Origin of the sequence: Bartonella vaga (assembly GCF_037070895.1) — a bacterium.
Classification (GTDB): domain Bacteria; phylum Pseudomonadota; class Alphaproteobacteria; order Rhizobiales; family Rhizobiaceae; genus Bartonella.
Genome location: NZ_JAYMZK010000002.1, coordinates 25,235 through 39,667, shown reverse-complemented (window position 1 = coordinate 39,667; position 14,433 = coordinate 25,235). Strand labels below are relative to the sequence as shown.

The 14,433-nt window shown below is 37.3% G+C and carries 12 protein-coding genes; 4 read left to right on the top strand and 8 right to left on the bottom strand.

Features of this window, described 5'->3' with window-relative positions; translation table 11 throughout:
• The first annotated feature begins 101 nt into the window (after nt 1-101).
• The 4 genes from WCP76_RS02110 (at nt 102) to glyS (ending at nt 6,241) form a co-directional block, all read left to right on the top strand.
• The gene (locus WCP76_RS02110) at nt 102-1,178 is read left to right on the top strand and encodes a polyprenyl synthetase family protein (protein WP_336294181.1); all 1,077 of its coding nucleotides are present in this window, start codon (nt 102-104) and stop codon (nt 1,176-1,178) included.
• Between the two features lie 96 nt (nt 1,179-1,274).
• The gene (locus WCP76_RS02105; RefSeq protein WP_336294048.1) at nt 1,275-2,969 is read left to right on the top strand and encodes a tetratricopeptide repeat protein; all 1,695 of its coding nucleotides are present in this window, start codon (nt 1,275-1,277) and stop codon (nt 2,967-2,969) included.
• A 105-nt stretch (nt 2,970-3,074) separates the two neighbouring features.
• Nucleotides 3,075-4,019: a glycine--tRNA ligase subunit alpha gene (locus tag WCP76_RS02100; RefSeq protein WP_336294047.1), complete on the top strand. Its 945-nt coding sequence runs from the start codon at nt 3,075-3,077 to the stop codon at nt 4,017-4,019.
• Entirely contained in the window at nt 4,019-6,241 is a 2,223-nt protein-coding gene (gene glyS / locus WCP76_RS02095; protein ID WP_336294046.1) for a glycine--tRNA ligase subunit beta, read from the top strand. Before WCP76_RS02100 ends, glyS begins: the two co-directional genes overlap by 1 nt.
• A gap of 405 nt (nt 6,242-6,646) precedes the next feature.
• Here the strand turns inward: glyS and WCP76_RS02090 are convergent, their stop codons facing one another.
• From WCP76_RS02090 to WCP76_RS02055, 8 genes are all read right to left on the bottom strand, one after another.
• Nucleotides 6,647-7,141 carry a F0F1 ATP synthase subunit B gene (locus WCP76_RS02090; protein ID WP_336294045.1) on the bottom strand — a complete coding sequence of 165 codons (495 nt, stop codon included), beginning with the start codon at nt 7,139-7,141 and terminating at the stop codon, nt 6,647-6,649.
• Nucleotides 7,142-7,152: 11 nt separating this feature from the next.
• Nucleotides 7,153-7,722, bottom strand: coding sequence for a F0F1 ATP synthase subunit B (locus WCP76_RS02085; protein WP_336294044.1), 570 nt, complete (start codon nt 7,720-7,722; stop codon nt 7,153-7,155).
• 137 nt (nt 7,723-7,859) lie between these two features.
• Nucleotides 7,860-8,090 carry a F0F1 ATP synthase subunit C gene (locus WCP76_RS02080; protein WP_004860748.1) on the bottom strand — a complete coding sequence of 77 codons (231 nt, stop codon included), beginning with the start codon at nt 8,088-8,090 and terminating at the stop codon, nt 7,860-7,862.
• 54 nt (nt 8,091-8,144) lie between these two features.
• On the bottom strand, nt 8,145-8,903 hold the full coding sequence (locus WCP76_RS02075) for a F0F1 ATP synthase subunit A (protein WP_336294043.1): 759 nt from the start codon (nt 8,901-8,903) through the stop codon (nt 8,145-8,147).
• Nucleotides 8,904-8,910: 7 nt separating this feature from the next.
• Nucleotides 8,911-9,330 (bottom strand): AtpZ/AtpI family protein, encoded by a 420-nt coding sequence (locus tag WCP76_RS02070; protein WP_336294042.1) that lies wholly within the window; start codon nt 9,328-9,330, stop codon nt 8,911-8,913.
• 597 nt (nt 9,331-9,927) lie between these two features.
• A complete protein-coding gene (gene der / locus WCP76_RS02065) occupies nt 9,928-11,352 on the bottom strand; it encodes a ribosome biogenesis GTPase Der (RefSeq protein WP_336294041.1) in 1,425 nt (474 codons plus the stop codon).
• Between the two features lie 4 nt (nt 11,353-11,356).
• Nucleotides 11,357-12,028: a tetratricopeptide repeat protein gene (locus WCP76_RS02060; protein ID WP_336294040.1), complete on the bottom strand. Its 672-nt coding sequence runs from the start codon at nt 12,026-12,028 to the stop codon at nt 11,357-11,359.
• 506 nt (nt 12,029-12,534) lie between these two features.
• On the bottom strand, nt 12,535-14,307 hold the full coding sequence (locus tag WCP76_RS02055; RefSeq protein ID WP_336294039.1) for an SLC13 family permease: 1,773 nt from the start codon (nt 14,305-14,307) through the stop codon (nt 12,535-12,537).
• Nucleotides 14,308-14,433 lie beyond the last annotated feature (126 nt).

Sequence of the window (14,433 nt, the reverse complement as noted above, 5' to 3'; positions counted from 1 at the left end):
TCCCTGTATATTTTCATAAGAATAACATCGCTTGCCAATATCATCCAAAACTTCCATTTTAAAGCAGCATCAAAAGCTTGTGTCATAACAAAACCCCCTTTATGCTATCGGACAAAATAAAATTCATATATGTCCATTGCAATACTCTAGGAGTAAACACATTGAGTGCTGGCACAAAATCAGATCAAATAAGAAATAATCAAATGTCTCTCCAATCCCTCATCAGTCTTACCAAAAGCGATATGGAGCGCGTTAATCAATTTATCCTTTCTATGGCAAAATCAGAAGTGGAAATGATCCCTGAAATTTCTAACCACCTTATTTCATCAGGAGGAAAACGATTACGCCCAATGATTACACTGGCTTCCGCTCATATGTTTGGTTATCAAGGTGATGGGCATATAAAACTTGCAACAGCCGTTGAATTTATGCATACGGCAACCTTGTTACACGATGACGTGATTGATGAAAGTAATTTACGACGCGGAAAATCTACTGCACGAATGATTTGGGGAAATCAAGCAAGCGTACTTGTTGGTGATTTTTTGTTGGGACAAGCTTTTAAAATGATGGTCGATGTTGCTTCTATAGAAGCTCTCTCTGTCTTAGCTAATGCTGCTGCTATTATTGCTGAAGGAGAAGTTATGCAACTTTCTGCCGCAAATAATATAGAAACCAGTACTTCAGACTATCTTAAAATCATCAACGCAAAAACAGCTGCACTTTTTTCCGCTGCTGCTGAAGTCGGACCCATTATTGCTGGCTATACGGATAAAGAACGTTCCGCATTGCGTGAATATGGAACATTTTTAGGACTCGCCTTCCAATTGATTGATGATGCTCTTGATTATGGTGGAACTTCTCAAAATTTGGGAAAAAATATAGGGGACGATTTCCGAGAAGGTAAAATCACAATGCCGGTTATCCTTGCATACACACGGAGTAATACGGTAGAAAAAACATTCTGGAAAGAAGCTCTTGAAAACAGTAATAATAATGATGAAGCCTTTGCACATGCGCAAGATTTAATAAAAAAATACGATAGTCTTATAGATACAATAGAACAAGCACGCGTTTATGGACAGCGTGCAATAAACGCTCTTACGTCAATGAACAAAAGCCCTACCTACAATGCCCTCATCGAGACTGTTAATTTTTGTATTGCGCGTGTAAACTGATTATTTGTAAAAACTTCAACATTTTTCAAAAAAGTAATAGGATACGATCTATAAACCATACAATCTCTATTGATTATCTTGAAAAGGATTAGTTCTATGTGCAGTGCAACAGTATCCCGCTTTTTTACTCTTTTTGTTGCGGGTACCATTCTGATGCCATTAACCACCTATAGCAAAATAAACGCTGCTATAAACACAAACTCATTTACAGGTGCCTACTTAGCCGGAAGGGTTGCAAATCACGAAAATAAGACAGATATTGCCATCAATTATTTTAAACAAGCACTTAATTATAAACCTAATAATATTGAAACACAAAAAGAGCTTCTTGAAGCTATGCTTTCTGTTGGAAACTTCAAAGAAGCTGTTCAGCAAGCCAAGACACTAAAAAAGCAAGGTGTTATAACTCCCTTTGTCTCCTTAACGTTATCAGTAGAAAGTCTCATCAAAAAAGACTACAAGAATGCCAAGCTTTTTTTACAATTAAAAGCACCTCCTGCTACAAACAATCCAATAAGTGAATTAATAGGTACATGGATCACATTTGGGTCTGGACAAAAATCTCAAGCAATCGCTGATCTTGAAAAGATTAAAGGACCTGACTGGTACGATCTTTTTATACGTTATCACCTCGCACTTATGAATGACCTTGCGGGACGTACACGGGAGGCAAAAAAATATTTCATTCAAGCGCTAAACAGCAAACAAGCTACTCTTATAGCCCCGAATACCTATGAACGTATTATCATAGCCTACACTTCTTTCCAACTGCGTCATAATATGCACAATCAAGCTCTTCAAACTATTACACATGGCGAACAAATATTGTCAGGCCGAGAAGTACTTAAAAAAATTCGAGAAAAAATTAAAAAAACAGCTTCTTTAGAAAGGTTTATAAAAACACCTCAGCAAGGAGCAGGTGAAGTTTTGTATAATTTTGGAACAACCTTAAACTACAAAAACTCAGGACGAATTGCACGTATTTTAAAACAGCTATCTTTCGCCCTATACCCTCAAAATGATGCAATACTACTTCATCTAGCGCACATTTCTGCTCAATTGGGTGATCCTAATCAAGCAATTAAACTTTACCACGCCTTACCGCCTCAATCCCCTTATTATAGAGATGGACAACTCCAACTTGCATTTCTTCTTGCAAATAACAATAATTACAATGAAGCTATTAAATTGCTCACGTCGTTAAGGAAGCAATTTCCAAATGACCGCCCCATCTTGATAACGCTAGCTGCGTTTTATATGCAAGACAATAAATTCGTCGAAGCTGCCAGAACTTTAGATCGTGCTATTGCACAGATAAAAAATTTTCAACGAGATGATTGGAGACTCTTTTACCAACGTGGTATTGCTTTCGAACGTTTACATCAATGGCCAAAGGCTGAAATAAATCTGCGAAAAGCACTCGAATTCTTTCCCAATCAACCACAAGTTCTTAATTATCTTGGTTATTCACTTGTTGACCGCAATCAAAAACTTGAAGAATCACTTCATATGCTGCAAAAAGCCTCTGCGTTACAATCGCAAAATAGTTACATTCTAGATTCTCTAGGGTGGGCTTATTACAAACTAAAACAATATAAAAAAGCTGTTCAAATACTAGAAAATGCTGTCAAACTACAGCCTGAAGATCCAACATTAAATGATCATTTAGGCGATGCTTATTGGCAAGTTGGACGCAAACGCGAAGCAATATTTCAGTGGAATCATGCAATTGATGAAGAAGCAAAAAATTCAGAAAGAATCAGAAAAAAATTAAAATTTGGCTTGCAATAAATAATGATACCTGACCATAATCCTATGAAAAAACAATAACAAATATTAAAGACTGAAGTTCTTTTGGTCACTGTTTATTAGTTAAATATTCAAAGAGTATAAAGTGTGAAACTACCTGAACATCTTAATCCTAAGCGCTCTTTTCAGGGACTTATCTTAACTTTACAAAATTATTGGGCTCACTATGGGTGTGCAATTTTGCAACCTTACGATATGGAAGTTGGGGCGGGAACCTTTCATCCATCTACAACACTGCGCTCATTAGGACCTCGTCCTTGGAAAGTGGCATACGTTCAACCATCTCGCCGTCCAACAGATGGACGATATGGTAAAAATCCAAACCGTTTACAACACTATTATCAATTTCAAGTTCTCATCAAACCCTCACCACCAAATCTACAAGAGCTTTATATAAAGTCACTACAAGCCATTGGTCTTGATACAAAACTTCATGATATTCGCTTTGTTGAAGATGATTGGGAAAGTCCAACTCTTGGTGCTTGGGGACTTGGATGGGAGTGCTGGTGCGATGGAATGGAAATTTCTCAATTTACTTATTTTCAACAGGTTTGTGGTATCGAGTGCGCTCCAATTTCAGGAGAGCTTACCTACGGGCTTGAACGTCTAGCAATGTATATACAGGGTGTCGATAACGTCTATGATCTTAACTTTAATGGTTTGGATGGTGAAAACAAAATAAGTTATGGAGATATTTTTTTACAAGCAGAGCAGGAATATTCATACTATAATTTCGAGTTTGCTAATACCAAATTGCTACAACAGCATTTTACCGATATAGAACGTGAATGCATTGCACTTCTTGAAGCTGGAAAACCAAATAAAGAAAATAGCTTACATCGGTGTGTTTTCCCAGCTTACGACCAATGTATTAAGGCCAGCCACATTTTTAATCTCTTGCAGGCACGTGGCGTTATTTCTGTCACTGAGCGACAAAGTTATATTCTTCGTGTTCGTGATCTCGCACGCCGCTGTGGAGAATCTTTCTTACTTACAGAAGCTGGCCAAATATATACTAAAGGAAAAGCCTAATGTCCGATCTTCTTCTTGAACTTTTCAGCGAAGAAATCCCTTCTCGCATGCAACGAAAAGCTGCTGCAGACTTAAGAAAATGTGTTACAGATCAACTAGTGAAAGCAGGCTTAACCTATAAAGCTGCTCGAGAATATTGGACGCCCCGTCGACTAACATTAGACATACGAGGACTTTCTATACGCTCAAAAGATATCTATGAAGAACGTAAAGGCCCCAGCATAAAATCGCCGCAGCATGTGATTGATGGTTTCCTACGCTCAACTGGATTGGGGGATATTTCTGAAGCAGATATTGCACATGATCGTAAAAAAGGAAATTTTTATATCGCTAAAATCATTAAAAAAGGCCGAAATGCAGAAGAAATTATTGCTGATATTTTACCAAATATTATCCATAATTTTCCATGGCCAAAATCTATGCGCTGGGAAAAAGATTCAGTAAAAAATAGAGCACTAAGGTGGATTCGGCCTTTGAAGAACATTCTCTGTGTCTTTGGACCAGAAATTGGTGAAACACATGTTGTTCCATTTACCATTGGTTCTCTTAAGAGCAATAATCTAACTTATGGTCACCGCTTTTTAAGTGACGGAAAGCCGCTCCAAGTCCGCCGCTTTGATGATTATATCACCAAACTTGAAACCCATAAAGTCATTCTCGACGCAGAAAGGCGAAAGAATATTATTTTGGCAGATGCTCAAAATCTTTGCTTTGCAAACGGTTTAGAACTGGTTCAAGATAACGCTCTTTTAGAAGAAGTCGCCGGACTTGTTGAGTGGCCTGTTGTACTTCTTGGAAACTTCAACAAATCTTTCCTGAATATTCCTCCAGAAATTATTCGTTTGACCATTCGAGCTAATCAAAAATGTTTTGTAACACGCAAACAAGGAGAAAAGATAAAGCTTTCTCATCATTTTATTCTCGTTTCTAATATCTTCGCGAGCGATGAAGGCAAAGAAATTTCTAAAGGAAATAGTAAAGTTGTCTGCGCTCGTCTTTCCGATGCACTCTATTTTTGGGAAACAGATCAACATGATTTGCCCAATATTAAATATTTACAATCTTCTGTAAAAAAATTTGATCTTGATTTAAAAAAACCTCTCGATCAAAGAATGGCTCAACTTGATTATTTAAATGTGACTTTCCATGCAAAATTAGGTACGCAAGGCGCAAGGGTAAAACGTATCGCTGCCCTAGCACAAAAAATTGCTCCTTTGGTACAAGCAGATCCGCTATTAGTTAAACGCGCAGCGATGCTTGCAAAAGCAGATTTGCAAACAGAAGTTGTTGGAGAATTTCCTGAACTACAAGGACTAATGGGACGAAAATATGCGCTCCTGCAAGGAGAAGATCCTCGCGTAGCTGAAGCAATTGAAGACCACTATAAACCCCTAGGACCAACAGATCGTATTCCACAAGAGCCTATCGCTATAACAATTGCGCTTGCAGATAAAATTGATATGCTCGTCTGTTTTTGGCTGATTAATGAAAAACCAACCAGCTCAAAAGATCCATACGCATTAAGACGAGCCGCGCTGGGAATTATCAGACTCGTGCTTTTGCGTGATTGGAAAATTAATCTTATGCCACTGTTTAATCTAGCAGCAAATATTTTTTCACAACAAAAAAGTCAATGTGAGATATTTCAAATTGAAGATACACAATCACAGAATCTATTTCTAGACAAAACAGAGCATATTTTATCAGACTTACTACTTTTTTTTCATGAACGTTTAAAAATCTATCTAAAAGAGGAAGGTGCTCGTTATGATGCTATTGAAGCAATATTAAACAAAGATGCTGATGATTTTTTGTTAGTCGCGCGTCACGTTGAGGCACTTATCGCCTTTATAAATACAAGTGATGGAAGTAGTTTTTTAGCCGCTCTAAAACGCACTGCAAACATTCTTGAAAATGAATCTTCAAAAGGCGCCCTAATAACAAACGAAATTAATCCTGGACTCTTTATTGAAACAGAAGAAAAGAATCTTTATCAAGAAACCATTGAGATAGAAAGAAAGATTCATGATAACATCAATGCAAAAAATTTATCACTTACACTTAATACGCTAGCTCCACTCGGAAAATTTATAGACATCTTTTTTGAAAAAGTGCTAGTGAACAATAAAAACCCTGATATTCGCACGAACCGTCTCGCTCTTCTTAAACGTATTCATACCATGACAGAAGCGATGGCAGACTTCTCAAAACTTGTGGTCTAAAACCTAATACCTTACAAATTGAAAAAGTGGTGAAGATAGAGCTCTTCTATTATTCAGTGCCTTTGTCATTGAACATTCTAAAATATTATAAGAAAATTGCGGCACAAATCTTGAGATAATTTTAAGCATTTGTGGAATTTATGGTATACATAAATGATACTTTGTAAAAGTCTATAAAAAAGTTTAGCAAATTATCCAAGCATCGTCGCATTGATTTATAATAGATCTTGCGTGATGCTTTTTACAAATTGCTCCAAAAGATAAGCTCGAGAGCTATTACAAACATCTATCTAAACTAATTGTATAAATTAGTAGTGTAATACAAAGTAAAATAGATAAAGTTACTAATCTTGAAAAAGAACTTTTATGCTAAAGAACCAGCTCTTTCGGTATCCAAAATTACCATTAATGGAAATATTTTTTTATCTCAGTAAGAGATTCTCCATCAAGAGAATCCTTAATGAGTTCATTAGCTTTATTAGAATCTAATTCCTTTGCGATAAGCGCACGTGCAGCGGAAATAGCAAATTCAATAGCGGACGAAGAAACCATACGTACCGCATCAATTTCTGCTTGAGAAATTTTTTGCTCTGCTGATTTGTTACGATTCTTTACATATTCTTCTACCTTTGTACGAGCCTCGGCAATAACAGCAGCAACTTCATGCTTAGCTGCCGCAATAATCTCTTGTGCATCCTTCTCGGCTTCTGCATGTTTGCGCTGATATTCAACCAACACTTCCTGAGCTTCTTCGCGAAGACGAAGAGCTTCATCAAGCTCATCTTTAATACGTTTTGCTCGGGCATCAAGATGACGCACAGCCATCTGCGGAATTTTGAAATAGACCAAGAGCCCTAAGAAAACAACCAACCCAACAAAGGCCCAAAAAGTATCAGACATCCTTTTATTCCTCAGTAATCAGCAACTTTAGTAACTGAACGAACAGCCTCTTTGTTGACATTAACATCAATCAATTTTTTTACGATTTCAAGAGCCACTTCTTCAGCAATAGAACCAACATTCTGCATAGCTTTATCGCGAATTTTTGTTATCTGTTTCTCAGCATCTGCTAGCTTTTTTCCTAAGCTTTCTTCAACTTCCTTTCGCTCAAGCTCAATCTTTTCTTTTAACTCTTCACTGGCTCTTTGCGCTATAACATGAGCCTGTAAACGAGCTTCTGCCAATCTCCGCTCGTAAGTTTCAACTACAGTATCTGCCTCCTGCTTCATACGTAAGGCCTGATCCAAATCAGATGCAATTCGGTCTCGACGTGTTTCAATAACACCGCCAATACGCGGTACGATCACACGAGAGATAAAAAGATAAAAAAAACCAAAAGAAATTGCCAACCAAAAAAAGTGCGAACCAAAATGGACAAAATCAAAAGGTGGAAACACACGAACTGCATGCTCTGCCACAACATCTTTGACATGCCCTATCGACGTTTCACTGGTCTGTGCATAAGCACTGGAAACAAACATCCTCTTTCATCCTTCACACAATTTATTCAAAGAACCCTGTCATAACAACTAATAAAACTGACTAACTTTTTTCATTAGAAAACAAAAGGGTATTCCCATCTCTTATCTAGAAAACAAGCATACCCTTATGAAAGGGATTAAACCCCAAAAAGAAGCAATAAAGCAATGAGTAATGAAAAAATACCCAAAGCTTCTGTCACAGCAAAACCAAAAACTAGACGACCAAACTGGCTATCTGCTGCTGATGGATTGCGTAATGCACCAGAAAGATAGCTGCCAAAAATATTTCCAAGGCCCAAAGCCGTCCCTGCCATGCCAAAACAAGCAAGACCAGCGCCAATATACTTTGCTGCAAGTACTAATTCCATATTATTCTCCTTTAAAGCGAAATTGCACCATTCAATGAAAAAATGTCAATTTTATTAATGTCCTGGGTGAACAGCATCATTAAGATACATACAAGTTAAAACCGTAAAAACATAGGCTTGAAGAAATGCAACCAAAAATTCAAGAGCAGTAATCGCTACAGTCATGATAAATGGCAAAATCGAACCAGCAACGCCTACAACTCCTGCCCCAATCATTGAGACAATAAAACCAGAAAAGACTTTGAGGGTAATATGGCCAGCAAGCATATTAGCAAAAAGACGAAGAGAAAGACTAATAGGACGAGAGAGAAAAGAAATAACCTCAATCATCGTAACTAAGGGTAAAACTACAACGGGCACACCATCAGGAACGAAAAGTTTTAAAAAACTAACCCCATGCTTATAAAAACCATAACCAATCACCGTCAAAATCACAAGCATAGCCAATGAAAACGTGATCATAATTTGAGAAGTAATCGTATAAAAATAGGGAAAAAGACCAATAAAGTTAGCAACTAAAATGAAAGTAAACAAAGAAAAAACTAAAGGGAAAAATTGCATTCCCTGCACACCAGATGATTCTCGCAAAGTTGATGCTACAAACTCATAGGCCATTTCTGAAAGAGACTGAATCCGTGTTGGAATTAACCCACGGCTTGATGATGAAATAAAGAGAAATAGAGAAGTTAAAACAACTGTAGCGACTATAAACAATGATACATTTGTAAACGACAAATCCATATTTCCTATGGAAATCTTAATCAGTCGCGAAACCTCGAACTGATGGATAGGATCTGGAGCATGCGATGTCACTTCAACCTCACTTATCGAACCCTTTATCGGTCCCTTTATCTTGGCACAATACGCCTTTTTTCCTTAATCGACTGGAAGCAACATACCCCACAGACCGAAGAATATTTAATACACCAGCAGCAAACCCAAGAAAAATGAAAAACACCAATCCCCATGGTAATGAACCTGCTAACTTATCAAACCCAAACCCCAAAACAACACCAACGATAATACTTGCCAAAAACTCACTGGAAAGCTTAATCGCACGAGCTACTCCTCCTCGCGGCTCTACTCTGTCATCCCTACACTCCAAGCTCTTTAATGCTTTCTTACGCATCAAAGCTCTATCTAAGTTTTTACTACGGCATTCTAAATCCTCTGAATGAAAACAGCCTTCTCGTCTTTTTCCTTCTTTCAGTGGCACAACGGATTCACCGCCCTTTGCCATAACCGGCTCCTTAGTCAAAAAACAAAGTAAAAATGTGTCTTAGAAAAGCTCAAATATCATATTGTTCCTAAATTTATTCGTCAAGATACTAAAAGAAATCTATCACAATTTATCGCAATAAATAATGTGTCTTCCAATTGTATGAACCCCAGCTCCTAATGCAGTTAAAAATAATCATCCAACCCTGCAGACAATGCCTTATTGCTTCAATTAAAAAAACAGCACTTATCCTCATGTTGCAACTCTAAAAATATCTTGAAAAGATAGTCTCTAAAATCAATCAAATGTTGTATATTCTCCCCCATAATTAGTAAATAAAAATAACATTAATGAAGCTTACTTCACTTTTAATGCGCAACACAAGTCTGTAATTTAATACATATCATACAATAGGAATACGCAAATATAAAAACGAAACCTTTGCGTACAACCATAATCAACTTCCGAATTTTTCTTCTTATATTAAAATGTGAGCAAAGTGCACAAATATTTTAATTTTTGATTTGAATAGATCAACGCAAAATTAGAATTTTTGCTAAAAAGTATCTCTTACAGAACAAAGACTAAAAACCTCCTTTACACAAAGCAGCCCCATAATTATTTCTTTCTCGAATGTGCTACAAAAGGATTATCAGATCCGCGCAATGATAGTCGAATAGGCACACCAGGTATATCAAACGTATCACGTAATCCATTGGCAAGGTAACGCAAATACGATTCAGGCATTACATCTGGTCGCGAACAAGAAATCACAAATCCAGGAGGACGCGTCTTAACCTGTGTTATGTATTTAATCTTAAGCCGGCGCCCCGAAACTGTAGGTGGGGGGTGATGTGCAATGACAGATTCAAGCCATCGATTCAATTTTCCCGTGGTAACGCGGCGATTCCACACACGATGCATCATCGTGATATTTTCCATAAGATTATCAATCCCTTTGCCATACTGACCCGATAAAGGAACAGCCCTTAAACCGCGAACCTGAGGAAGAAGGCGAGTACATTTTTCATGCAAATCAACCAATGTTATCTGATTATTTTCAACAAGATCCCACTTATTAAAAGCAATAATCGGAACCCGTCCCTCACGAATCACAAGATTCGCAATTTGTAAATCTTGCTTTTCAAAAGATGCAGTTGCATCAAAAACAATCACAACCACTTCTGCAAACCGAATTGCACGTAAAGTATCCGCAACGGAAAGTTTTTCTAACTTCTCTTGAATTTTTGATTTTCGACGTAAACCTGCAGTATCAAAAAGTTTGATGTGACGGCCACGCCATGCCCAGTCGACAGAAATCGAATCACGTGTAAGCCCCGCTTCGGGACCTGTTAACAGCCGATTTTGCCCCAATATAGTGTTGATAAGGGTTGATTTACCTGTATTTGGACGACCCGCAATTGCAATTCGAATAGATTTATTTTCATCGTAAACAAACTCTTCCTTAAAATCATTCATATCGTCACCAACAGATGCAGGCTTGGTAGCAATATACTCTTCTTCGATTCGACTCCCCAAAGCGCGGTCTCTACCAACGGCATGCAGAATTGCATCACGAAGGTCTGTGAGACCCAAACCATGCTCAGCAGATATTGCACAAGGCTCACCAAAACCTAATGACCACGCTTCATACGCTCCTCCTATAGCTGCTTTTGTCTCAGACTTATTGGCAACAAGCACAATCGGTTTCCCTGACCTACGAACCAATGAGGAAAAACTTAAATCACTTGTAGTTATTCCACTCCTCGCATCAAAGACAAATAAAATAAGATCCGCTTCATCAATTGCGGCTTTTGTCTGAAAACGCATACGCCCCTCAAGTGTATGATCCCCCGCTTCTTCCAGCCCAGCCGTATCAATCACATAAAAGCGCAAATCCTGAAGTTTCGCTGCATGAATCCGCCTATCACGTGTAACGCCTGGTTTATCATCAACCAAAGCCAATTTTTGTCCAATCAAGCGATTAAAAAGTGTTGACTTCCCAACATTGGGACAACCGACTATAGCAATGGTAAGGCTCATAAATTTATTCCTTGTTCGCTTTGCCTTCAGCTTGTATAAGCTCAAGCATAATTCGAGCCCGATCTGTTACCTTTAATTCTAGAGCATTTTCTTCAGAAATTTTCTGAAAATAATAAACGGCGTCATCCATCTTTTCGGCTTTATATGCAGCTAAACCCAAGGTCTCTCGTGCAGACATGCGCATAGGATCAAGATCATTTGCCATATCTTTAACGCGCTTTTTAACATCATCAAAGGTTCCTGTATCAAGCAAAATATATGCTGCTCTAATTTTTGCAACTTTCCGTAAAATTTGTGGTGCTTTTTCATCATTTGCAACTGAATCAAAGACTTCTACTGATTTGATAGCATTACCTTTTTCCATGAGCAAAGAAGCTTCACGTAGACGAGCAAGAAATGGATACCCACCAAAATTAGAGACTTTAACAGTTTCTAATTGCTTTATTGCCTCATCAAAATGGCCTTTGTCTCCAAAGTCCAGACTTTTTATAAATGCATCACCAACCTGAGCAGCTTGCTGTGTTTGCTTATAATGATAAATTTGATAAGCAACTATCATTAATATAAAAAAAACAACAGTTCCAATAATTAAAAAACCGTAACGTCTCCAAAAAGCAAGAGCCTTTTCTTGACGAAATTCTGCATTAAGTTCAGCAATAAAACTATCGTACGACATGTATTATACCTTGAAAAAAATTTACTTTCTGTGCTTTTACGCATATAATGAAAAAATATGGTAGCCCAAATTAATTAAAAACCTTAAATTTCTAGCTTATTAGTTTAAATTAATACGCACCCAAATTACTTAGATTTATGAAATCTGTCTCAATCGAAAACGACGTGCCACCCTTTTAATGCATACTACAATTTTTATATCACTTGAGACTTTTTAGATAAAGTTATCACTTCATTAATATTCCCATCTTTTGTTTGCCTCAAATATCAAGAATTGTTAGATGTCTCCCCCCTGTTATATTTACAGTAACTGCTTGTAAAAACATTTTTAAAAATTGTATTATATTTTTCAAAACTCTAAATTGAAGAATTATAATCAAAAAAAATTAATTTAAAAAACTTTAATAAAGAGATATTGTTTAATTTCTATGAGTTTAAATACCTTCAACTTATCTTTATCCACTTCACAGCTTTTTGTAATCGATCTTTGCGGTTTCTAAAAACATTCTATTGTAATGGCCAAATCCACATGAGTACTGGGACCGCAACAATGACTATCAATACTGCCAAAGGAGCACCAAGGCGTGGGTAATCGCTAAAACGATATCCTCCTGGTGCCATCACAAACATATTGCTTTGATGTCCAATGGGTGTGAGAAATTCACACCCTGCACCAATTGCAACAGCCATCAAAAAAGCCTCAGGTTTATAATGAAGAGAATGAGCAAAACTTGATGCAATGGGCGCTACCACCATAACAGTCGCTGCATTATTTAAAAATGGCGTTACAAACATAGCTGTAACCAACATAAGTGCTAATGCACCAGATGGTGGAAAAAATACCGCCAACTGGCTTAACCATTGACCTATGAGATCCGTACATCCTGTCTTCTCTAGCGCTTCGCTCACTGGAATAAGCGTTGCTAATAAGACTAATATTTGGCCATCTAATGCTTGATATAAGTCACGCGCTGGTAAAACTCGAAAGATAACCATTGCTGCAGCAGCAGAAAAAAAAGAAAATGCAACTGGAACGATATGAAAAGCCGTAAAAATGATCGCTGTAAATAAAATAGCTAAAGATATGAGACCATGTCGTAAATTACCAAACACAATATTACGTTTTGCTAAAGGTAAACATTTCAATTCCCTTAACAAATTTGGAATAACCATATCTTGCCCCTGCAAAACAATCACATCTCCAAGATGAAAAACAATATCACCAAGCCTTCCACGCACTCTTTCATGCTGACGACTTAAGGCGAGCAGATTTACATCATAGCGATCAAATAATGAAAACTCTTTTGCACTTATGCCAATAAGAGGCGAATTATGCGTAATTACTACCTCAACGATATCAATCTCACTGTCCTTATCACCTGTAGAAACAATCCGACCAGAAGAAAATTCTAAACGAGAAAAGTTCATTACACTATCTAACCCTGTATGCGACCCCTCCAGCAACACAATATCATTTTCAGACAAAACAAAATCTGGAAATGGCGGAATAGATATTTTATTTCTGATAACTTGAAGCACCATCACATCACCACTCGATGGCTTAACGAGATCAACAATAGTTTTTCCCACGATCGGTGAATTGGCTGAAATATGCACTTCTGCAACATAATTACGAATATCAATAACATCATCAAACGATACACCTGAACGCATACGCACAGGTAAGCACCAAGAAAAAAAGATCAAATATAATACACCAACAGTAGCAATAACTGCACCGACTGGCGTAAAATCAAACATTGTAAAAGGAGTTCCGGTTAAACGTTCTTGCATAGCTGAAACGACAACATTTGGAGAAGTTCCTATCTGTGTCATAAGACCGCCCAACAAAGAACCAAATGCCATTGGCATCAAAAATACAGAAGGTGAAACTTGAGAACGGCGAGCAAATTGGAAAGCAATAGGAAGCATGATGGCCAAAGCACCAATATTTTTAACAAACATTGATAAAAACACTACAGAAATAACCAAAAAAGCCAATTGAAGGCGCACTGATTTCACATCTGGCCATATTCGTTGAACAATAAATTCCATTATACCAGAACGCGATACAGCCGCACTGACAACAAATACACTCCCTACAATAATAACAATATCATTGCTAAAACCGCTAAAAGCCTCCTTTGGGCTAACAAGCCCAACAGCACATGCAATCAATAATGTACAAATAGCGACAAGATCATAACGAAATCGATCCCAAATAAAAAAAATCATCATGAGACCAATAATAGAAAAGGCCATTATTTGATTTTCTGTCATGATACCCATCTCTCCCCATTAGATTACAATGAACAACAACACATGTTTTATGTTTTAACTGTTCATATAAACAGCAGCAAGATAAAAGCAAACATGAGCACACTTTATAATGATTTAAAAATGATA

Bases quoted from the DNA above. Each gene is read 5' to 3' on its own strand.
- WCP76_RS02110 (WP_336294181.1), top strand. From the start codon at position 102: ATGCTATCGGACAAAATAAAATTCATATATGTCCATTGCAATACTCTA.
- WCP76_RS02105 (WP_336294048.1), top strand. From the start codon at position 1,275: ATGTGCAGTGCAACAGTATCCCGCTTTTTTACTCTTTTTGTTGCGGGT.
- glyS (WP_336294046.1), top strand. From the start codon at position 4,019: ATGTCCGATCTTCTTCTTGAACTTTTCAGCGAAGAAATCCCTTCTCGC.
- WCP76_RS02090 (WP_336294045.1), bottom strand. From the start codon at position 7,141: ATGTCTGATACTTTTTGGGCCTTTGTTGGGTTGGTTGTTTTCTTAGGG.
- WCP76_RS02085 (WP_336294044.1), bottom strand. From the start codon at position 7,722: ATGTTTGTTTCCAGTGCTTATGCACAGACCAGTGAAACGTCGATAGGG.
- WCP76_RS02080 (WP_004860748.1), bottom strand. From the start codon at position 8,090: ATGGAATTAGTACTTGCAGCAAAGTATATTGGCGCTGGTCTTGCTTGT.
- WCP76_RS02070 (WP_336294042.1), bottom strand. From the start codon at position 9,330: ATGGCAAAGGGCGGTGAATCCGTTGTGCCACTGAAAGAAGGAAAAAGA.
- der (WP_336294041.1), bottom strand. From the start codon at position 11,352: ATGAGCCTTACCATTGCTATAGTCGGTTGTCCCAATGTTGGGAAGTCA.
- WCP76_RS02060 (WP_336294040.1), bottom strand. From the start codon at position 12,028: ATGTCGTACGATAGTTTTATTGCTGAACTTAATGCAGAATTTCGTCAA.
- WCP76_RS02055 (WP_336294039.1), bottom strand. From the start codon at position 14,307: ATGACAGAAAATCAAATAATGGCCTTTTCTATTATTGGTCTCATGATG.